19 protein-coding genes and 1 tRNA gene are annotated in these 18,753 nt (G+C 66.3%); 9 read left to right on the top strand and 11 right to left on the bottom strand.

Going from position 1 to position 18,753, the window contains the following annotated elements:
* Positions 1 to 71: 71 nt before the first annotated feature.
* Genes gyrB through FPZ24_RS16670 form a run of 3 tightly spaced genes read left to right on the top strand, consistent with a single transcriptional unit; the run spans position 72 to position 4,070 of the window.
* A complete protein-coding gene (gene gyrB / locus FPZ24_RS16680; RefSeq protein ID WP_146573912.1) occupies positions 72 to 2,567 on the top strand; it encodes a DNA topoisomerase (ATP-hydrolyzing) subunit B in 2,496 nt (831 codons plus the stop codon).
* A gap of 28 nt (positions 2,568 to 2,595) precedes the next feature.
* A complete protein-coding gene (locus FPZ24_RS16675; protein ID WP_146573909.1) occupies positions 2,596 to 3,339 on the top strand; it encodes a class I SAM-dependent methyltransferase in 744 nt (247 codons plus the stop codon).
* On the top strand, positions 3,336 to 4,070 hold the full coding sequence (locus tag FPZ24_RS16670) for a class I SAM-dependent methyltransferase (protein WP_146573907.1): 735 nt from the start codon (positions 3,336 to 3,338) through the stop codon (positions 4,068 to 4,070). Before FPZ24_RS16675 ends, FPZ24_RS16670 begins: the two co-directional genes overlap by 4 nt.
* On the opposite strand, the gene FPZ24_RS16665 is transcribed toward FPZ24_RS16670, so the two are convergent.
* Together FPZ24_RS16665 and tsaD are read right to left on the bottom strand one after the other, a co-directional pair.
* Positions 4,067 to 5,044 (bottom strand): NAD(P)H-dependent glycerol-3-phosphate dehydrogenase, encoded by a 978-nt coding sequence (locus FPZ24_RS16665; protein ID WP_146573905.1) that lies wholly within the window; start codon positions 5,042 to 5,044, stop codon positions 4,067 to 4,069. The genes FPZ24_RS16670 and FPZ24_RS16665 overlap by 4 nt on opposite strands.
* Entirely contained in the window at positions 5,041 to 6,066 is a 1,026-nt protein-coding gene (tsaD, locus tag FPZ24_RS16660) for a tRNA (adenosine(37)-N6)-threonylcarbamoyltransferase complex transferase subunit TsaD (protein ID WP_146573903.1), read from the bottom strand. Before tsaD ends, FPZ24_RS16665 begins: the two co-directional genes overlap by 4 nt.
* 95 nt (positions 6,067 to 6,161) lie before the next feature.
* Between tsaD and hemC the strand changes: the two genes are divergently transcribed.
* The 3 genes from hemC to FPZ24_RS16645 are packed head-to-tail and all read left to right on the top strand — an operon-like array spanning position 6,162 to position 8,624.
* Complete coding sequence (gene hemC / locus FPZ24_RS16655; RefSeq protein ID WP_146573901.1) at positions 6,162 to 7,064, top strand: hydroxymethylbilane synthase; 903 nt, start codon at positions 6,162 to 6,164, stop codon at positions 7,062 to 7,064.
* Positions 7,061 to 7,726: a uroporphyrinogen-III synthase gene (locus tag FPZ24_RS16650; RefSeq protein WP_146573899.1), complete on the top strand. Its 666-nt coding sequence runs from the start codon at positions 7,061 to 7,063 to the stop codon at positions 7,724 to 7,726. The genes hemC and FPZ24_RS16650 overlap by 4 nt, the downstream gene beginning before the upstream one ends.
* Positions 7,727 to 7,757: 31 nt before the next feature.
* On the top strand, positions 7,758 to 8,624 hold the full coding sequence (locus FPZ24_RS16645; protein WP_146573897.1) for a hypothetical protein: 867 nt from the start codon (positions 7,758 to 7,760) through the stop codon (positions 8,622 to 8,624).
* On the opposite strand, the gene FPZ24_RS16640 is transcribed toward FPZ24_RS16645, so the two are convergent.
* The 3 genes from FPZ24_RS16640 to FPZ24_RS16630 form a co-directional block, all read right to left on the bottom strand.
* Entirely contained in the window at positions 8,621 to 9,406 is a 786-nt protein-coding gene (locus FPZ24_RS16640; protein ID WP_146573895.1) for a DUF72 domain-containing protein, read from the bottom strand. The genes FPZ24_RS16645 and FPZ24_RS16640 overlap by 4 nt on opposite strands.
* 16 nt (positions 9,407 to 9,422) lie before the next feature.
* A complete protein-coding gene (locus tag FPZ24_RS16635; protein ID WP_146573893.1) occupies positions 9,423 to 9,617 on the bottom strand; it encodes a KTSC domain-containing protein in 195 nt (64 codons plus the stop codon).
* Positions 9,618 to 9,745: 128 nt separating this feature from the next.
* A tRNA-Gly gene (locus FPZ24_RS16630) sits at positions 9,746 to 9,820 on the bottom strand.
* Between the two features lie 170 nt (positions 9,821 to 9,990).
* On the opposite strand from FPZ24_RS16630, the gene FPZ24_RS16625 reads away from it, so the two are divergent.
* Positions 9,991 to 10,887: a tetratricopeptide repeat protein gene (locus FPZ24_RS16625; RefSeq protein ID WP_146574657.1), complete on the top strand. Its 897-nt coding sequence runs from the start codon at positions 9,991 to 9,993 to the stop codon at positions 10,885 to 10,887.
* 50 nt (positions 10,888 to 10,937) lie between these two features.
* Positions 10,938 to 11,498 (top strand): LON peptidase substrate-binding domain-containing protein, encoded by a 561-nt coding sequence (locus FPZ24_RS16620; protein ID WP_146574660.1) that lies wholly within the window; start codon positions 10,938 to 10,940, stop codon positions 11,496 to 11,498.
* A gap of 14 nt (positions 11,499 to 11,512) precedes the next feature.
* Here the strand turns inward: FPZ24_RS16620 and FPZ24_RS16615 are convergent, their stop codons facing one another.
* Both FPZ24_RS16615 and FPZ24_RS16610 read right to left on the bottom strand, forming a co-directional pair.
* Entirely contained in the window at positions 11,513 to 12,493 is a 981-nt protein-coding gene (locus FPZ24_RS16615) for an agmatine deiminase family protein (protein ID WP_146573891.1), read from the bottom strand.
* The gene (locus FPZ24_RS16610) at positions 12,490 to 14,121 is read right to left on the bottom strand and encodes a M28 family metallopeptidase (protein WP_146573889.1); all 1,632 of its coding nucleotides are present in this window, start codon (positions 14,119 to 14,121) and stop codon (positions 12,490 to 12,492) included. The genes FPZ24_RS16615 and FPZ24_RS16610 overlap by 4 nt, the downstream gene beginning before the upstream one ends.
* Before the next feature lie 121 nt (positions 14,122 to 14,242).
* Between FPZ24_RS16610 and FPZ24_RS16605 the strand changes: the two genes are divergently transcribed.
* Positions 14,243 to 16,243, top strand: coding sequence for an alpha/beta hydrolase family protein (locus tag FPZ24_RS16605; protein WP_240047532.1), 2,001 nt, complete (start codon positions 14,243 to 14,245; stop codon positions 16,241 to 16,243).
* Between the two features lie 59 nt (positions 16,244 to 16,302).
* Here FPZ24_RS16605 and rpsD read toward each other — a convergent pair whose 3' ends face one another.
* The 4 genes from rpsD to FPZ24_RS16585 form a co-directional block, all read right to left on the bottom strand.
* On the bottom strand, positions 16,303 to 16,917 hold the full coding sequence (rpsD, locus tag FPZ24_RS16600; RefSeq protein WP_146573887.1) for a 30S ribosomal protein S4: 615 nt from the start codon (positions 16,915 to 16,917) through the stop codon (positions 16,303 to 16,305).
* 160 nt (positions 16,918 to 17,077) lie between these two features.
* The gene (locus tag FPZ24_RS16595) at positions 17,078 to 17,332 is read right to left on the bottom strand and encodes a hypothetical protein (RefSeq protein WP_146573885.1); all 255 of its coding nucleotides are present in this window, start codon (positions 17,330 to 17,332) and stop codon (positions 17,078 to 17,080) included.
* 79 nt (positions 17,333 to 17,411) lie between these two features.
* Entirely contained in the window at positions 17,412 to 18,155 is a 744-nt protein-coding gene (locus FPZ24_RS16590; protein ID WP_146574653.1) for an RNA methyltransferase, read from the bottom strand.
* Positions 18,124 to 18,735 carry a class I SAM-dependent methyltransferase gene (locus FPZ24_RS16585; RefSeq protein WP_146573883.1) on the bottom strand — a complete coding sequence of 204 codons (612 nt, stop codon included), beginning with the start codon at positions 18,733 to 18,735 and terminating at the stop codon, positions 18,124 to 18,126. Before FPZ24_RS16585 ends, FPZ24_RS16590 begins: the two co-directional genes overlap by 32 nt.
* Positions 18,736 to 18,753: the final 18 nt, after the last annotated feature.

Below are 18,753 nucleotides of genomic sequence, written 5' to 3'. Positions count from 1 at the left end.
GGTTGCTGCCAATGCACCGAAACGCGCCCATTTCGCTTCCGTTTCACGCCCTCCATCCCTATATGCTGGGCATGAGCGAAGACCCCAACAAGAACGACTACGGCGCCGATTCGATCAAGGTGCTGAAAGGCCTTGACGCCGTCCGCAAACGTCCCGGCATGTATATCGGCGATACCGACGACGGATCTGGCCTGCACCACATGGTGTTCGAAGTATCCGACAACGCGATCGACGAGGCGCTGGCGGGGCATTGCGACCGCATCGACATCGCGCTCAACCCCGACGGTTCGGTCAGCGTGACCGACAACGGCCGCGGCATTCCGACCGGCATTCATGCCGAGGAAGGCGTGTCGGCGGCCGAGGTCATCATGACCCAGCTCCACGCCGGCGGTAAGTTCGAGAACACCAGCGACGACAATGCGTACAAGGTGTCCGGCGGCCTGCACGGCGTCGGCGTGTCGGTGGTCAACGCGCTCAGCGAATGGCTCGACCTCAACATCTGGCGCGACGGCGAGGAGCATTACATGCGCTTCGCCCATGGCGACGCGGTCGCGCCCCTGAAGGTGATCGGCAAGGCCGCGGAGGGCCAGAAGGGAACGCGCGTCACCTTCCTGCCGAGCCCCGCGACCTTCAAGATTACCGAATTCGACTTCGAAAAGCTCGAGCACCGCTACCGCGAGCTCGCCTTCCTTAACTCCGGCGTGCGGCTGTTCCTGACCGACGCGCGGCACGAGGAGCCGAAGACCGTCGAACTGTTCTACGAAGGCGGGATCGCCGCGTTCGTGAAGTGGCTCGACCGCACCAAGACGCCGCTGTTTCCGGAGCCGATCTCGGTCAACGGCCAGCGCGACGATATCGGCATCGACGTCGCGCTCGAATGGAATGATTCCTACTACGAAAACGTGCTGTGCTTCACCAACAACATCCCGCAGCGGGATGGTGGCACGCACTTGGCGGCGTTCCGCTCGGCGCTGACGCGTACGCTCAACAATTACGCCGAGAAATCGGGGCTTTTGAAGAAGGAGAAGGTGTCGCTGACCGGCGACGACATGCGCGAGGGACTGACCGCGATCGTTTCGGTCAAATTGCCCGACCCCAAGTTCAGTTCGCAGACCAAGGACAAGCTCGTCTCGTCCGAGGTGCGCCAGCCGCTCGAAAGCCTGCTCGCCGATAAGATCGCCGAATGGCTGGAAGAGAACCCGCAGAACGCGCGTGCGATCGTCCAAAAGATCATCGACGCCGCCGCCGCCCGCGAAGCCGCGCGCAAGGCTCGCGATGCGTCGCGCAAGTCGGTGATGGGCGTCAGCGGCCTGCCCGGCAAACTCCACGATTGCCGCGAACGCGATCCGGCCAAGTCCGAACTGTTCATCGTCGAGGGCGATTCCGCCGGTGGCTCCGCCAAATCCGGCCGCGACAGTGAGTTCCAGGCGATCCTGCCGATCCGCGGCAAGATCCTGAACGTCGAACGCGCCCGCACCGACCGCATGCTGTCGTCGAAGGAGATCATTTCGCTGATCCAGGCGATGGGTACCGGGATCGGCCGCGACGAGTTCAACCTGGAAAAGCTGCGCTACCACAAGGTCGTCATCATGACGGACGCCGATGTCGACGGCGCGCATATCCGCACCTTGCTGCTGACGTTCTTCTATCGCCAGATGCCCGAATTGATCGAGGCCGGGCACCTGCTGATCGCGCAGCCGCCGCTGTACAAGGCGACGCGCGGCAAGGCGGTCGAGTATCTGAAGGACGAAAGCGCGCTCGACGACTATCTGGTGCGCAACGGCACGCAGGCGACCTCGCTCGACGGCATCGGTTCGGGCGAGCCGTTGTTCAAGCTGGTCGAACATGCGCGGCGGATGCGCACGCTGATGCGCTATGTTCCACGTCGTTACGATCCCGTAATAATCGAGACGCTCGCGCTGGGCGGCGCGCTCGATCCGGCGATCGCAAGCGGCGAACGTGCCTCGCGGCTGGCCGAAGTCACGCGCCGGCTCGACCAGGGCGATCCCGAGGCGCGCTGGACCGCACGGATGACCGACGATGGCGGGTTCCATTTCGAGCGGCTGTGGCGCGGCGTGACCGACCATCACATCGTCGAAGCGGCGTTCATCGTCTCGACCGAAGCGCGCAAGCTCCACGGCCTCGCCGGTGAGGAAGCCGAGCTCTATGTGGGCGCGCGCAAGCTCGTGTCGATCAAGCGAACCGAAAGCGTCGAAGATACCACGGCCGACACGGACGCCGCCGAGGGTGAGGAGCCCGAGGAAGAAGCGCTGATTATCGGCAAGGGCGAAATGCTCGTCGCGCGACCGTCGCAGCTGCTCGACGCGGTGCTCGCGGCGGGACGCAAGGGGCTGTCGATCCAGCGATACAAGGGGCTGGGCGAAATGAATGCCGAGCAGCTCTGGGAAACCACGCTCGACCCGACCAACCGGTCGATGCTGCGCGTGGCGATCGACCAGGCCGACATGGCCGACGATATCTTCACGCGATTGATGGGCGACGTGGTCGAGCCGCGCCGCGAATTCATCCAGGAGAATGCGCTGAGCGTGGCCAATCTGGACGTGTAGAACTCGAACAATCAAAGGGAGACGGACGATGCGGTGGAGCATGGTGTTGGCGGCGAGTGCCGCGCTGGCGGTTCCGGCCGCGATCGTTGCCAAGGAGTCGGTGTCCCCCGCCATCACGAAGGCGCTCGCCGATCCCGCGCGCGCCGACCAGGCCGGCGACGACGCCCGCCGCCACGCTGCAGAGGTCGTCGCCTTTTCGGGCGCCAAGGCCGGCAGCACGGTCGTCGATATCATCCCCGGTGCCGCTTACTGGACGCGGATCTTCACCGGCGTCGTCGGCCCGACCGGTCACGTCTGGGCGGTGTGGCCGGCCGCCGCAGCAGGTTATGCCGAGAAGGGCAAGCCGGCGCTCGACGCGCGCGGCCTGACCAACGTATCGGCGGTGCTCGACCCCGCGATCCTGACCGTCGACAAGCCCGTCGATCTGGTCTGGACCGTGCAGAACTATCACGACGTACCCAACAAGGGAGGCGGCGAAGCGGCACTCGCCGCGTTCAATGCCGCGATATTCAAGGCGCTCAAGCCGGGCGGCACCTATATCGTGATCGATCACGCGGCGGCGGCGGGGTCGGGGCTTCGCGATACCGAAACGCTGCACCGGATCGACCCGGCAATCGTCAAGAAGCAGGTGATGGCGGCCGGGTTCGAATGGGTCGGCGCATCGACCGTGCTGGCCAACCCCAAGGACGACCACACGCTCAAGGTGTTCGACCCGACGATCCGCGGTACGACCGACCAGTTCGTCTACAAGTTCCGGAAACCGCTGAAGTGAGGCTGGCGATCGCGCTGCTCGCCGCGGCGTCGCTCGCCGGCTGTACCAAGGGCTGGGATACGAGCAATACCGCGACGGCGGACACCAAGCTGGCGCGCGACACGGCGACCGACGCGCGGCGACATGGACCGGAAATCGCCGCGTTCGCGGGACTGAAGGCCGGCGACAAGGTGATCGATTGGATCCCGGGCGGCGGATACTGGACGCGGACCTTCTCGCGGATCGTCGGGCCGAGCGGCCACGTCTACGGCATCTGGGCCAAGCCCTATGCCCAGGAAGCGGGGACTGACGTGCGCAACTATACCGCGCTCGCCGCGGATCCGGCGTTCGGCAACATCAGCGCGAGCATCCAGCCCGCGACCGAACTCAAGGCCGCCGAACCGGTCGATCTCGTGTTCACCTCGCAAAACTATCACGATTACGCCGACAAGTTCATGGGTTCGCTCGACCCGGCGATCCTCAACAAGGCGGCGTTCGCGGCGCTCAAGCCCGGCGGCATCTTCCTGATCATCGATCATGCCGCGGCGGCGGGATCGGGGATGCGCGATACCGACACGCTGCATCGGATCGACCCGGACATCGTCAAGAAGCAAGTGACCGCCGCCGGCTTCACGTTCGTCGGCGAATCGCGGCTGCTCGCCAACCCGGCGGACGATAAGACCAAGGCGGTGTTCGACAAATCGGTTCGCGGAAAAACCGATCAGTTCATCTACAAGTTCAAGAAGCCCTAGCCGCGTTCCTCGCGCAGCGGGCGGCTGAGCAGCGCACCGATCACGTCGCCGACCGGCGCGCCGTCGAGTAGCGCGCAGACCGCTTCGCAAACGGGCATGTCGATGCCCGCTTCGGCCGCGGCGTCGCGCAGCACGGGCGCGGTGAACGCGCCCTCCGCCACGGTGCGGCGATCGCTGAGCAATTCGCGTGCTGATCGCCCCTCGCCGAGTCCGACGCCGAGCGAGAAGTTGCGGCTGCTGGTCGATGAACAGGTCAGGACAAGGTCGCCGAGCCCCGACAATCCCGCCATCGTCTCCGCCCGTGCGCCCCGCGCTAGCCCGAACCGAGTCATTTCGGCGAAGCCGCGTGCGATCAGGGCTGAGCGCGCATTCTGGCCCAACCGTGCGCCCTCGACCACGCCGCAGCCGATCGCGAGCACGTTCTTGACCGCCCCGCCGATCTCCGCGCCGATCACGTCGTCTGACGCATAGGTGCGGAAGGTCGGCGCCGCGAGCCGCTCGGCCAGCGCCACCCCCAACGCCGCGTCCTCGCACGCCAACGTCACCGCGGTCGGCAATCCCGCCGCCACTTCGTGCGCGAAGGTCGGGCCAGACAAGACGGCGATCGGCGCGTTGGGCTGGGCCTCGCGCGCGACCTCCCCGACCAGCATCCGCGTGCCGGCTTCGATACCTTTTGCGCACAAGACGAGCGGCGTGGATCCGAAATCGGTCGCGCTCAGCACCGCGCGGACATGTTGCGCGGGCGCGACGACCAGCACCGCATCCACCGCGCGCAAGGCATCGAGATCGTCGGTCGCCGTGATCGTCGGCGACAATGGCACGCTCGACAGGAACAGCTCGTTGACGTGGTGGTGGTTGATCGAGTGAACCACCTCCGGCTCGCGCGCCCACAGGATGACGGGTGCCGCCCCTTGCGCTGCGACTTGCGCCAGTGCCGTCCCCCATGCGCCCCCGCCAATGACGCCGATCTTCATGCCTTCACTCCTGCGCCGCGCACCTTCTCCGCGTCGGGATCGAGCGGCCAGCGCGGCCGCGCGGCAACGTCGAGCGGGTCGGTCAGCCCGGCGGCGAAGCGCTCGGCCCCGGCCCAGGCAATCATCGCGGCATTGTCGGTGCACAGCCATTGCGGCGGGACGCTGAACGGCAGGCGATAGTCGCCCGCCAGCGCTTCGAGCGCCGATCGCACCGCCGTATTGGCCGCGACGCCGCCAGCGACGACCAGCGCGGTCGCGTCGATATCGCCGAGCTGGCGCCGGGTGCGATCGACCAGGCAATCGACCGCCGCCTGCTGGAAACTCGCGGCGATGTCCTCTTTCGACCACGTCCCCGCGTCATGCGCGCGCAACACGGCGCTCTTGAGGCCGGCGAACGAGAAATGCGGCTCGGGCGATCCGAGCAGCGGGCGCGGCAGCGGGACGATCGGCCGGCCCTGCGCCGCCGCGCGCTCGACCGCCGGGCCACCGGGAAAGCCGAGACCGAGGATCTTGGCGGTCTTGTCGAACGCCTCGCCCGCCGCATCGTCGATCGTCGTCGCGAGCCGACGATAGCGCCCGATGCCCTCCACCAGCAGCAGCTGGCAATGCCCGCCCGACACGAGCAGCAGCAGATAGGGGAAGTCGAGATCGGGGTCGGCCAGCCGCGGGCTCAGCGCATGACCTTCGAGGTGATTGACCGCGACCAAGGGCTTGCCCGCCGCGTGCGCGAGCGCTTTGCCGGTCACCAGCCCGACCATGACCCCGCCGATCAACCCCGGCCCGGCGGTCGCGGCGATCGCGTCGACCTCCGCCAGCGTCACGCCCGCTTCGTCGAGCGCCGCCGCCACCAAAGGCTCCAGCACCTCCACATGCGCGCGCGCGGCGATCTCCGGCACCACGCCGCCATAAGGCGCGTGCGCCGCTTCCTGCCCCGCGAGCTTGTGCGCCAGGATGCGGCGGTCGCCGGTGACGAGCGCCGCCGCGGTCTCGTCGCACGAGGATTCGAGGCCCAAGATCAACATTTCGCTTCCCTATACCGATCGCCCTGAGCTTGTCGAAGGGCGTGACCGGAACACGTGCTTCGACAAGCTCAGCACGAACGGTGTAGGGGGCGGGAATGGCTGTCCTCAAACTCGGCACGCGCGGATCGCCGCTCGCCCTCACGCAAGCCAATATGGTCGCGGACGCGCTGTTCGCGGCGCACGGCGTTGCGTGCGAGATCCATGTCATCAAGACCACCGGCGACCGCGTGCAGGATCGCGCACTGGCCGAGATCGGCGGCAAGGCGTTGTGGACCAAGGAACTCGACCGCGCCCTGCTCGGCGGCGAAATCGATATCGCGGTGCATTCGATGAAGGACGTCGAGACGATCCGGCCCGAGACGATCGTCATCGCCGCGATGCTGGAGCGCGCGGACGTCCGCGACCGGCTGGTGGGCGCCGATAGCCTGGCCGCGATCCGCGAAGGGGGCGTGGTCGGCAGCAGCAGCCCGCGCCGCCGTGCGCAGGTGCTGCGCGCGCGGCCCGATCTGTCGGTCGTGCTGTTCCGCGGCAATGTCGATACGCGATTGGCGAAGCTGGCGGCGGGCGAAGCGGACGCGACGTTGCTGGCGGCGGCGGGACTTATCCGGTTGGGCCGCGACGATGTCGGCACGCCGGTCGCGCTCGACGAGATGCTCCCCGCCCCGGCACAAGGCGCGGTCGGCGTGGAGTGCCGCGCCGATGACGCCATGACGTGCGGGCTGCTCGGCGCGATCGACCATACCGCCACCAGCCGCGCAGTGCGATGCGAGCGGGCGTTGCTGGCGGCGCTCGAGGCGACGTGCCATTCGCCGGTCGCCGCGCTGGCGACGATCGATGACGACACCGTCACGCTGCGTGCCGAACTGTTTTCCGAAGATGGCGCCGAGCATGTCGCGGCCGACGCGAGCGGCCCGGATGGAGAGGCACTCGCGCGCGATCTCGCCCGCGCCTTGCTCGACCGCGCCCCGCCGGCGGTCCGCGCCGGGTTCGGCGGATGAGCCGTGCGGTCGCGGTGCTGCGACCCGAACCGGGCAACGCCGCGACCGCCGCCCGGATCGAAGCCGCCGGGCTGACCGCGATCCGCATGCCGTTGTTCGCGGTACGCGCAGTCGATTGGGCGCTACCCGATCCCGCACGATTCGACGCGCTGATCCTGACCAGCGCCAACGCACCACGGTTCGCCGGACCGGGGCTCGATGCGCTGGCCAACTTGCCCGTATTCGCTGTCGGCCCCGCCACCGCAGCCGCAGCCCGGGCGCGGGGACTGACGATTGCCGAAACGGGCGATGGCGACGGTGCCGAGCTCGTCGCGACGCTCACCGAACGCGGTTTCACCCGCGCCTTGCTGCTGGGCGGGCGCGAGCGGCGCGTCCATGCAGGCGGCGTCGTTGCCGAGACCATAACCGTCTATGCGAGCGATCCGCTGCCGATCACGCCGCAAGTCGCCGACGCTCTGGCCGGTACCGTTGCCCTGCTTCACTCCGCCCGCGCGGCACAGCGCCTCGCCGAAATCGCCGGTTCTACCCGGGCGTCGATCCGCCTCGCCGCGATCAGCGACCCCGTCGCGGCGGCCGCCGGACCGGGCTGGGCCGACATCGCCGCCGCTCCGGTACCCGACGACGCGGCCCTGATCGCGCTGGCCCGGCGCCTCGCCGATTGACCCCGCCGCCGCCCGCGCGGATAAGGATGCGATGAGCGACGACACGCCGCCCCCCGCGCCGGTTCTGCCCGCGCCTGCTCCCCGCCGCCTGACGTTGGCGACCGTCGGCGGGATCGCTCTCGCAACGTTCCTGGTCGGCGCGATGATCGCGGTCTGGGCGGTCAATCGCCTCCGCGCGCCCGACGCCACCACGCAGCCGCAAACCGCCGCCGCAGCGCCGCAGCCGACCAAGGTCATCGTCACGCCGCCGGTCAGCACCGATCCCGCCTCGCTGTCGGCACGCCAGGAACTGCTCGCGGCCCAGCTCGCCGCGCTCGAACAGCGCGGGGCGGCGATCACCGCGGCCTCGGCCAATGCCTATGGCAATGCGACGCGTGCCGAGGGGTTGATGATTGCGCTCGCGGCGCGGCGGCAGATCACGCGCGGTCTTCCGTTGGGATATCTGGAGCAACAATTGCGCGACCGCTTCGGCGTCACCCAACCCAATGAGGTCGCGGCCGTCGTCGCCATGGCACGTGACCCGGTGACGACCGAAGATCTGCGGCTTGGACTGGACCAGATCGGACCGCAATTGGCGCTGGGTCCGTCGGGCAATGCGGGGTGGGGTGGCGCGGTATGGCGGCTGCTCGGCAGCTTGATCGTCGTCCATCCGAAAAACACGCCCTCACCCGTGCCGAGCGAACGGCTCGCGCGGATACGGCGAATGCTCGCCCAGGATCAGGTCGAAGCGGCAGCTGAAGAGGTCGGCAAGCTGCCCGGCGCGTCTCAAGCGACCGGGTGGATGACCGGCGCGAAACGCTATGTCGAAACGCGCAAGGCACTCAACGTGCTCGAAGCCGCCGCTTTGTCGGGGCGCGTCGTCAGCGCAGCGACAATCAACGCGGTGCCGGCGCGCTAGACGCGCTCGATCAGTGCCTGCGCCGCCGCCGGATTGCGGACCTTCGCGCCGGAGATGAAGAACACGAACACGTCGCGCGGCTGCTTGAGCGCCGGCGTGGCGAAATAGGGTAGGCCGTCGGGCGAGCCGCCTGCCGCCCAATCCTTGGCAATGCTCGCCCAGCGATCGAGCGCCTTGGGCGAGTAACCCGCCGGCTCCTCATCGACCGAGCTTTCCAGTCGCGCATAGACGAACTCGGCGGTGACATCGGCGATCGCCGGGTAATCGGGCGATTCGCCATAGACGATCGCGACGTTCGCCGCGCGGCACAGCGCGACGAACTCGGGGACGTGGAAGCTGTCGTGCCGGACCTGCACCGCGTGACGCAGCGCAACCCCATCCTGCTTGGCGGGCAACAGCTTCAAGAAAGCGGCGAAATCGTCCGCGTCGAATTTCTTGGTCGCCATGAACTGCCACAGGATCGGGCCGAGTTTCGGTCCCAGCTCGACGATTCCCTGGCCGGTGAACCGCTGGATCGATTCGCCCGCCTCGGCCAGCACCTTGCGGTTGGTGCAAAAGCGCGATGCCTTGAGCGTAAAGACGAAGTCGTCTGGCACGACTTCCGCCCAGCCCGCGAACGTGGCGGGCTTGAACCCCGAATAATAGGTGCCGTTGACCTCAATCGCGGTCAGCTTGGACGCCGCATATTCCAGTTCGCGCTTGTGCGGCCATTTGTCGGGGAAGAACACGCCCCGCCACGGCTCGTAGGTCCAGCCGCCGATCCCGATTCGAATGTCTGCCATGCCCGCACGATAGGCGTCAGCGGCGCGCGAAGCGATAGCGGTCGCGGATGCGACGGTTGAAGAACCCGCCCTTGGATGCGGCGCGGTGGAGCGCGGCCGCAACGCGGGCGGGGACGTCCAGATAGGCGTAGCGGCGGCCGGAGACGAACTGAACGTCGAGGACTTGGGCCGCGGGGTCGTAGGCGAAGGAGCGGATAACGCTGGAGGGCATGCGGGGAAAACGTCTGTGAGACTCTCAAGCTCCGCCGCGGCAAAGCCGCGTCGTCGGTCAGCGCTTCGCGCTGCCGGCCGTGCTTCTTGCGATTCGCGAAATAGCGCCGCTATTTCGCGGCAAGAAGCTGGAGCGGGCGAAGGGATTCGAACCCTCGACCCCAACCTTGGCAAGGTTGTGCTCTACCCCTGAGCTACGCCCGCTCTGGCGTCGCGCCGTGAGACCACGGTCGCGTTGGGAGCGGGGCCACTAGCACCGGCCCCCGCCCTTCGCAAGCCCCGTCGATCACGGCGCGAAAACCCTTGGCTTGCGAGGGCGAGCGCCCACATAAGGGCCTCAACTTCACCGGAGACGATACGTGGCCACGCTTGGAATGACCGCCGCCGAAAAGGAAGCCGTGGAGGCGTTCCGCCGCGATGTCGTCGAGCCGTCGATGACCAAGCTGGTGATGATCGATTTCTGGGCCGAATGGTGCGGCCCATGCAAGGCGCTGTCGCCGGTGATCGAAAAGGTCGCGGCCGATTATGCCGACAAGGGCGTGCTGCTGGCGAAGATCGACACCGACGCCAACCAGTTCATCGCCGCGCAATTCCAGATCAAGTCGATCCCGACCGTCTATGCGATGTTCCAGGGCCAGCTCGTCGCCGACCTGACCAGCGCGCGGACAGAATCGCAGCTGAAGGGGATGCTCGACCAGATCCTGAAGCAATTGCCGGTCGACAGCGCGGAAGCGAAGACCGAGGCAGAAATCGAACCGCTGATCGCAATGGGCGAACAGGTCCTGGCCGAGGGCGATGCCGAGCGTGCACTGTCGGTGTTCGAGCAGATCGCCGAGATCGCACCCGATCATCCCGAGGTGGTGTCGGGGCGAGTCCGTGCCCTCGTAGCCGCCGGCCGGTTGGCCGATGCCGATGCGATGCTGGCGGCAGTGCCGGAGGAAGCGGCGAAGGCGCCGGAGATCGATCGCGCCCGTGCCGCGCTCGACCTCGCGCGGTCGGCGCCGCCCGCCGCCGATCTCCAGCCGCTGATCGCCGCGGCGGACGCCGATCCGGAGAACATGCAGGCCCGCTTCGACCTCGCCAACGCGCAGATGGCGGCGGGCGAGCGCGACGCCGCCGCCGATTCGCTGTTGGCGATCGTCGCGAAGGACCGCGACTGGAACGACGGGGCGGCGCGCACGCAATTCCTCAAGCTGCTCGAAGTCGTCGGGCTCGAAGACCCTTGGGTATCGGGCCAGCGCCGCAGGCTGTCGGCGATATTGTTCACGTGACGACGCGGCTTTCCATCTTTCCCTTGAGCGGCGCGCTGCTGTTTCCGCGCATGCATTTGCCGCTACACATCTTCGAGCCGCGCTATCGGGCGATGATCAGCGACGCGATGGCGCGCGACCGGCGGATCGGGATGATCCAGCCGCGCGGCGGCGACCGCGCCAAGCCCGATCTGTTCGATCTGGGCTGTGTCGGGCGGATCGCCGAAGTCGAGGCGCTAGACGACGGTCGCTACGACATCGTGCTCGAAGGATTGTCGTTGTTCCGCATCGTCCGCGAGCTGGAGGTGACGACGCCGTTCCGCCAGGTCGAGGCTGACCTGTTGCCGACGCCCGACGAGCCCGAAGCGCTGTCGATCGCGCATCGCGCGAGCCTGGAAACCGAATCGCGCCGCTTTGCCGATGCGCAGGGTTATGCGGTCGACTGGGATTCGGTCGCGCGGCTCGACGACGAGGCGTTGGTCAACGGCATTGCCCAGATCGCGCCGTTCGATGCGGCGGCGAAGCAGGCGCTGCTCGAAGCGCCCGATCTGCCCGCGCGCGCCGAACTGACGGTCCAGCTGATGCAATTCTTCGGCCGCCACGACGGCGAGGATCGGGTGACGCTGCAATAGCCGTCATCCGACGGTTAAATGATCGGAATCTGCTGCGAGATGCAGTGGAAGCTGCCGCCGCCGGTTAGGATGTGATCGGCGCGCAGACCGATCGTCTGCCGCCCCGGAAACAGCGCACCGATCGCGGCAACTGCGGCCTGATCGTTGTCGGCACCGTAGAGCGGCACCACCACACTCGCATTGCCGATATAGAAGTTCATGTAGCTCGCCGGCACGATCTCCTCGTCGCGCAATACGCGGCCTGGTGACGGCACGGGGACCACCGTCACGCCCTCATGCTGCGCCGCCTTCTGCGCCGCGCGCTGATAGACTTGCCAGTTGGGGTCGTTGTCCGAAGCCTCGGGCACCGCGAGCGTGCGCGGCGCGACGAACCTGGCGAGGTTGTCGACATGCCCGTCGGTATGATCGTGGAGCAGCCCGTCGCCGAGCCATAGCACCTCGTCATAGCCGAGATCGCGGTAGAGCAACTCCTCGATCTCGTCGCGCGTCATCGCGCCGTTGCGGTTGCGGTTGAGCAGGCATTGCTCGGTCGTCACGACGAGGCCGGTACCGTCGCCGTCGATCGCGCCGCCCTCGAGCACCCAAGGAAAGCTCTCGACCTTCTTGTTGCGCGCTTCCGCCAATCGCAGGCCGACATCGTCGTCGCCGGGCAGATCGTATTTGCCGCCCCAACCGTTGAACTGAAAATCCGCCGCGACGCCGTCGCCCCGGATGATCGCGGCCGTATCGCGCAGCCAGATGTCGCCGAACGGCTGGACCACGACGCGCGCGATATCCCCCGCGCGGCGCCGTGCCGCCGCCGCCGCTTCCTCGTCGGCGGCGACCAGCAGCACCTGCTCGCCCTTGCCGCCGGCATGGACGGCCTCGGCGAACGCGATGACCTCGTCGCGCGCCGGCTCGAGATCGAGTTCCCACAGTTCGGGATGGCTCGGAAAACCGATCCACACGGCCTTATGCGGCGCCCATTCGGGTTTAGGGGGCGGAAGTTTGGTCACTTGGGCGAGCGGTCCTTGTCGCGGATCTTGCGGAATTCGGCGGTCGTGTACCAGTTCGGCCAAGCATCGCTCATCGCGAGCTGGCGTCCGAGTTGAAAGTACAAGCTCAAATCCTGCACCGCGCCCGCCCAGTTCCAGGCCGGATCATATTCATCCTGCGGCTTGTGATAGCGGTTGGCGATGTAATCGAGCACTGCGGCATGCCCCTTGGCCGTCCCGCCATCGACCAAATCTTCGCCCGATCCGCCGTCGAACATCGGCACGCCCAGTTTCGCGAAACTGAAATGGTCGGACCGGAAATAGCCGCCGCGTTCGGGATTGGGCTCGGGCTTCATCACCCGCCCCTGGGCCTCGATCAGCGGCTTCATCAGATCCTCGAGCTCGGACTTGCCGAAGCCGGTGACGACGACGTCCTTCGACGGGCCGACGACGTTGAGCCCGTCCATGTTGACCCCGCCCACCGTATCCTTGAGCGGATAGACCGGATTGCGCGCATAATATTCGGAGCCGAGCAGCCCCGATTCCTCCGCGGTCACCGCCATGAACACCATCGAGCGCTTGGCCGACCCAGCCTTGGTCTGCGCTTCGGCCAGCGCGATCAGCCCGGCGACGCCCGAGGCGTTGTCGAGCGCACCGTTGCAGATGTCGTCGCCCTTGACCGCATCGCAGCGGCCGAGGTGATCCCAATGCGCGGTGAACAGCACGGTCTCGTTCGGCCGCTCGGTACCCGGCAGGATGCCGATCACGTTCTTCGACGCCTGGCGCTTGATCGTGTTGGTGAAGCTGACCGACGCCTTGACGCCAAGCGGTACGGCCTTGAATCCCTTGACCTTCGCGGCAGCGGACAGCGCCGCGAAGTCCTTGCCCGCGCTAGCGAACAACTCCTTGGCCTTGGCAAGCTGCATCCAGCCGACCGCCGCCGACTGATCCATATGATCGCCCTTCTCGTCGAGTTCGAGCTGCGGCCCGGTCCAGCTCGACTGGACGACGCCCCAGCCGTACGCGGCGGGTTCGGTATCGTGGACGATCAGCACCGCGGCGGCGCCCTGACGCGCCGCTTCCTCGAACTTGTAGGTCCAGCGGCCGTAATAGGTCATCGCCTTGCCCTCGAACAAACCGTCCTTCCCGACCGTCTGCCAGTCGGGATCGTTGACCAGCACGACGACGGTCTTCCCCTTCACGTCGATGCCGGCATAGTCGTTCCAGCCCTTTTCGGGCGCGTTGACCCCGTAGCCGACGAACACGACGTCCGAATTCCGGAGGTCAATCTTGGGCGTCACGCGATACGTCGCGAGCACCATGTCGGTGCGGTAGGTCAGGCTGACCGGTGCCTTGCCCCCGGTGAAGGTCAGCGGCGTCATATTCTGCGCGGTCAGCTCGACCAGCGGCACGTCCTGGAACCACGATCCGTTGTTGCCCGGCTTCAGCCCCGCCGCCTTCATCCGCTCGACGATATAGTCGGTCGTCTTGGCCTCGGCGGGGGTGGTGGGCGCGCGGCCTTCGAACGCGTCCGACGACAGCGTCTTGGTAACGTCCTTCAGCGTATCGACCGAGATGGCGGGGACGCTGGACTGGGCAAGTGCCGGCGCACAGGCGAGGGTCAAAGCAGCGAGAGCGAGACGGCGCATAGATAACCCCTGTTCGACGTGACCGCTGTTTGGCAGTGCGGCACCGCACGCACAAGCCGTCCGCAGTTGCCAACGGAAACGGCGCGCTTATTCTCCAGGCAATCAGGCGTTTGGGGGTAGGATGCGTAATTTCGGAATGGCGATCCTCGGGATCGCGGCGACGGCGTCGCTCTCGGTCGGTCTGGCGGCGCAGACAAAGTCGTTAGACGCGACGGAGGCGGCCAAGGCGTTCGGCGCACGGGACAGCGTGCTCGACGTCAGCATTTCACCCGACGGCAAGACGCTGGCGGTGATCCAGCCGACCGAAGGGCGCGGGTCGGTCGTCATGATTGCTAAGGTCGACGGTTCGGGAGATTTCAAACCGGTCCTATCCTCAAGCGGCTCGCCGGATCGACTGACTGACTGCGGGTGGGCGAGCGATACGCGACTGATCTGCAACATCTACATGATCGGCACGGTATACGGCGACAAGATGGGCATATCGCGGATGATGGCGATCAATGCCGACGGCACCGGCCTCAAGGAGCTGACCGCGCGCCAGACCGGCGAAGCGATGGGGTTCGCGCTGAACGGCGGCGACCTCGTCGATTGGACGGGCGGCAAGGGTGACGGCAGCGTTTTGATGACGCGCGTCTACATCCCCGAAGGATCGACCGGCACGATCACGTCGAATACCCGGGAGGGCCTGGGCGTCGATCGCGTCGATACGCGCACCCTGTCGCGGCAGACGGTGGAACCGCCCAGCCCCGGCGCGACCGATTACATCAGCGATGGGCGCGGCCATGTGCGGATCATGGCGATCGCCAAGAGCAATTCGCTCGACCAATCGACCGGTACCTACATCTACCGCTATCGAAAGAAGGATGACCGCAACTGGCAACCGCTGACGACCGTTACCTGGAGTAACTATCAGGCGGACGGCTTCGTGCCCGAGGCGGTCGATCCGGACCTCGACGTGGTCTACGGGCTGGAGAAGGTGAACGGGCGCACCGGGCTCTATAAGATCGCGCTCGACGGCAGCTTGAAGAAGGAATTGGTCTTCGACCGCCCCGATGCCCCGATCGACAGTCTGACGAGAGTGGGGCGCCAGCACCGCGTCGTCGGCGCGAGCTGGGTCACCGAAAAGCGAACGAACACGATGTTCGATCCGGCGCTCAAGAGCCTCGCCGCCGCGCTATCGAGAGCGCTACCGAAAACGCCGCGCATCAGCATCGTCGATGCCAGCGCCGACGAGCAACAACTCGTCATCTTCGCGGCCAGCGATTCGGATCCCGGCCATTTCTATTTCTTCGATCGATCGACCAAGCGCTTGAGCGAGATCATGATGGCCCGTCCGCAGCTGGCCGATGTCCAGTTGGCCCAGGTCAAGGCGATCCAATATCCGGCGGCCGACGGCACGATGGTGCCCGCGTACCTCACCTTGCCGCCGGGCAGCGACGGCAAGAATCTGCCCGTGATCGTCTATCCGCATGGCGGCCCGACCGCGCGGGACGAATGGAATTTCGATTGGGTGCCGCAATTCTTCGCCAATCGCGGTTTCGCGGTCATCCAGCCCAATTTTCGCGGGTCGAGTGGCTATGGTGACGCTTGGTTCAACAAGAACGGCATTCGATCGTGGCGAACCGCGATCGGCGATATCAACGATGCCGGACGCTGGATGATCAAGCAGGGCATCGCCGATCCGTCGAAACTGGCGATCGTCGGCTGGTCCTATGGCGGCTACGCGGCGCTGCAGTCGCAAGTCGTCGATCCTACCCTGTTCAAGGCGGTGGTCGCCATCGCGCCCGTCACCGATTGGGGCAAGATGAAGGACGATGCCCAGGGCAGTTCGAGCAAGGCGCAACTCGATGCGGTCTTCGGCGATGCTATCGTCGCCGAGCAAGGCTCGCCGGCGCGCAACGTCGCCAAGTTCATGGCGCCCGTGCTGATGTTCCAGGGCGATGTCGACCAGAACGTGCCGATCGGCCAGTCGCGCCTGATGGCGGCGCGGCTGAAAGGCGCGGGCAAGAAGGTCGAATTCTACGAATATAAAGGGCTCGACCACCAGCTCGAGGACAATGTCGCGCGGACGGATATGCTGACCAAGGCCGACGCTTTTCTGCGCAGCGTGTTAAAGATGTAGGACAAAGAAAAAGGGCGGCCCCGACGGGACCGCCCTTTTCCTGAATTGCTAGGATCCGATCAGCGCGAGTAAAACTCGACGACCAAATTCGGTTCCATTTTCACCGGATACGGCACTTCGTCGAGCGTCGGCACGCGGGTGAAGGTCACCTTGGCGTTGCCGTCGGGCGCGACATAGTCGGGGATTTCGCGCTCGGCGAGGCCCTGCGCTTCCATCACCAGCGCCATTTCCTTGGCCTTCGAGCCCAGGGTGATCTCGTCGCCGACGAAGCAACGACGCGACGCGATGTTGCACTTCACGCCGTTGACGCGAATGTGGCCGTGCGACACGAGCTGGCGCGCGGCGAAGATCGTCGGCGCGAACTTGGCGCGGTACACGATCATGTCGAGACGCTGTTCGAGCAGACCGATCAGGTTCTGACCGGTGTCGCCCTTCATGCGGGCGGCTTCCTGGTAGCAGCCCTTGAACTGCTTTTCGGTCACGTCGCCGTAATAGCCCTTGAGCTTCTGCTTGGCGCGCAGCTGGATGCCGAAGTCCGACATCTTGCCCTTGCGGCGCTGGCCGTGCTGACCCGGCCCGTATTCGCGCTTGTTCACCGGGGACTTGGGACGGCCCCAGATGTTCTCGCCCATGCGGCGGTCGAGCTTGTGCTTGGCGCTGGTGCGCTTCGACATAATATTTCCTTCAATCGCAGTTACGTTGTTTCCGGTATCGCTCTGCTGGGATCACGAGATCGGCAGGGCCGCCGCTTCACCGGAATGCGGGGCCGATTGCGAAGGGCGCGCCTCTATGGAAGAAGCGCGCTCAGGTCAAGGCTGGTTCGGCTGTCCGCCGTTACTTGGCCAACGGATTGGAATTGCGCAGTCGGGAGTCGTCCAGCGTGTCCTGGGCGTTGCGCGAGTTGGCACCATCGATCGCGGCCCATTCACTCACGGTGTGGCACACTGCGCGCGTGCCGACGATCGAGCCGGTCACGGTATAGCGACGGCAGGATTTCTTTTCCTTCTTGGGCTCGGCAACGCTCGGCGCGCCGGTTTGCGCGACCGCCGGCAGCGTGACCGAAACTGCAACCGCGGCGAGCATCATCATCTTGAAACGCATGTCTTACTCCGAAAACGAGATTGCTGCGATCTTAACAATTCTGCGGCCGCAGCGAAAGCAAAAAACGTCAGTTACGCTGTCGTGGATTGGCGAGCGCCGACAGCACCCCGCGCATCGTGCGCACCTCTTGGCTGGACCAGCCGGGCTTCGTCAGGAGCGTTCGCAACGTGCGCTTCGTCGTCGGCGCCTTGTCGGGCGGGAAGAAGAAACCGGCCGCATCGAGCATCGTGTCGAGCTGATCGATCATGCCGTCGAGCTCGCCTTGCGGTGCCGGGGGCGGCAAGTCGGTTTCGGGCGGCTGCGCGAGCGCGACATGCTTCGACCATTCGTAGGCAACCAGGATCACCGCCTGTGCCAGATTGAGACTTCCGAAGTCGGGATTGATCGGCACGGTGACGATCGCACGCGCCACGGCGACATCCTCAGTCTCGAGTCCAGAGCGTTCCGGGCCGAACAGGATCGCCGAACGGCCGGTGTCGGCGTGGATCGACCGCGCCCCTTCCTCCGGCGTCACCACCGGCTTGGTCACGCCGCGCTTGCGGACCGTGGTGGCATAGACATGCGCGCAATCGGCCACGGCGTCGGTCACGCTGTCGAACACGCGCGCTTGTTGAAGCACGATGTCGGCGCCCGACGCGGCGGGGCCGGCGGCGGGGTTGGGCCAGCCGTCGCGGGGTGACACCAGCCGCATCTCGGTCAGCCCGAAATTGAGCATGGCGCGTGCCGCCTTGCCGATATTTTCGCCGAGCTGCGGGCGGACGAGGACGATTGCGGGTTGGTCAGTCACGGAAGAGGCGCGCGCTCCAGGCATAGCCACGATAGAGCGGCGTGTGCTGGGCGCGCGGCGCGATTTCGTCAATCGCCGTGAACAGATCGGGGCGTGGGCATACGTCGAACCTGGCGAGCCAAGCGAAGAGCGCGCGCCGAAACCAGCCCGGCAAATGCTCCTGCTGGCCGAAATCGACCACGTCGAGCCGACCCCCAGACGCAAGCTTGCCGATGCCTTCGCGCAGCGCCCCACGCCAGTCGGGGATCATTGACAGCGTGTAGCTCTGGAACACACGATCGAAGCCCGCGACCCCGAACAACGCCATGGCGTCAAACGCGGTCGCGTCGCCTTGTGCAAAGGAGATTCGCTCGGACAACCCGGCCTTGGCGACGTTCGCGCGTGCGGTTTCCAGCATCGCCTCGGAAATATCGATTCCGTAGAAACGCGCATCGGGCCAGCGCCGCGCCGCGCAGATCAGGTTGCGTCCGGTGCCGCAGCCGATTTCCAGTACGCTGCCGCCGGTCGGCGGCGCCAACCCGTCAATCAACGCGTCCCGACCCAGCAGGTAATATTTGCGGGTCAGATCATAGAAATGGCGCTGGGTGCGATAGATCGCGTCCATGTGCGCCGCGTGGGATCC

It is taken from the genome of Sphingomonas panacisoli, from assembly GCF_007859635.1.
Classification (GTDB): domain Bacteria; phylum Pseudomonadota; class Alphaproteobacteria; order Sphingomonadales; family Sphingomonadaceae; genus Sphingomonas; species Sphingomonas panacisoli.
The sequence above is the reverse complement of the archived record's forward strand: the minus strand, read 5'-3'. Positions and strand labels throughout refer to the sequence as shown.

What these genes read in the sequence shown, in the direction of transcription:
- FPZ24_RS16610 (WP_146573889.1), bottom strand. Translation starts at nt 14,121, where the DNA reads ATGCGCCGTCTCGCTCTCGCTGCTTTGACCCTCGCCTGTGCGCCGGCA.
- FPZ24_RS16605 (WP_240047532.1), top strand. Translation starts at nt 14,243, where the DNA reads ATGCGTAATTTCGGAATGGCGATCCTCGGGATCGCGGCGACGGCGTCG.
- FPZ24_RS16665 (WP_146573905.1), bottom strand. Translation starts at nt 5,044, where the DNA reads ATGAAGATCGGCGTCATTGGCGGGGGCGCATGGGGGACGGCACTGGCG.
- FPZ24_RS16590 (WP_146574653.1), bottom strand. Translation starts at nt 18,155, where the DNA reads ATGCCTGGAGCGCGCGCCTCTTCCGTGACTGACCAACCCGCAATCGTC.
- FPZ24_RS16675 (WP_146573909.1), top strand. Translation starts at nt 2,596, where the DNA reads ATGCGGTGGAGCATGGTGTTGGCGGCGAGTGCCGCGCTGGCGGTTCCG.
- FPZ24_RS16640 (WP_146573895.1), bottom strand. Translation starts at nt 9,406, where the DNA reads ATGGCAGACATTCGAATCGGGATCGGCGGCTGGACCTACGAGCCGTGG.
- FPZ24_RS16650 (WP_146573899.1), top strand. Translation starts at nt 7,061, where the DNA reads ATGAGCCGTGCGGTCGCGGTGCTGCGACCCGAACCGGGCAACGCCGCG.
- hemC (WP_146573901.1), top strand. Translation starts at nt 6,162, where the DNA reads ATGGCTGTCCTCAAACTCGGCACGCGCGGATCGCCGCTCGCCCTCACG.
- FPZ24_RS16620 (WP_146574660.1), top strand. Translation starts at nt 10,938, where the DNA reads ATGCATTTGCCGCTACACATCTTCGAGCCGCGCTATCGGGCGATGATC.
- rpsD (WP_146573887.1), bottom strand. Translation starts at nt 16,917, where the DNA reads ATGTCGAAGCGCACCAGCGCCAAGCACAAGCTCGACCGCCGCATGGGC.
- FPZ24_RS16635 (WP_146573893.1), bottom strand. Translation starts at nt 9,617, where the DNA reads ATGCCCTCCAGCGTTATCCGCTCCTTCGCCTACGACCCCGCGGCCCAA.
- FPZ24_RS16595 (WP_146573885.1), bottom strand. Translation starts at nt 17,332, where the DNA reads ATGATGATGCTCGCCGCGGTTGCAGTTTCGGTCACGCTGCCGGCGGTC.
- FPZ24_RS16585 (WP_146573883.1), bottom strand. Translation starts at nt 18,735, where the DNA reads ATGGACGCGATCTATCGCACCCAGCGCCATTTCTATGATCTGACCCGC.
- gyrB (WP_146573912.1), top strand. Translation starts at nt 72, where the DNA reads ATGAGCGAAGACCCCAACAAGAACGACTACGGCGCCGATTCGATCAAG.
- FPZ24_RS16625 (WP_146574657.1), top strand. Translation starts at nt 9,991, where the DNA reads ATGACCGCCGCCGAAAAGGAAGCCGTGGAGGCGTTCCGCCGCGATGTC.
- tsaD (WP_146573903.1), bottom strand. Translation starts at nt 6,066, where the DNA reads ATGTTGATCTTGGGCCTCGAATCCTCGTGCGACGAGACCGCGGCGGCG.
- FPZ24_RS16645 (WP_146573897.1), top strand. Translation starts at nt 7,758, where the DNA reads ATGAGCGACGACACGCCGCCCCCCGCGCCGGTTCTGCCCGCGCCTGCT.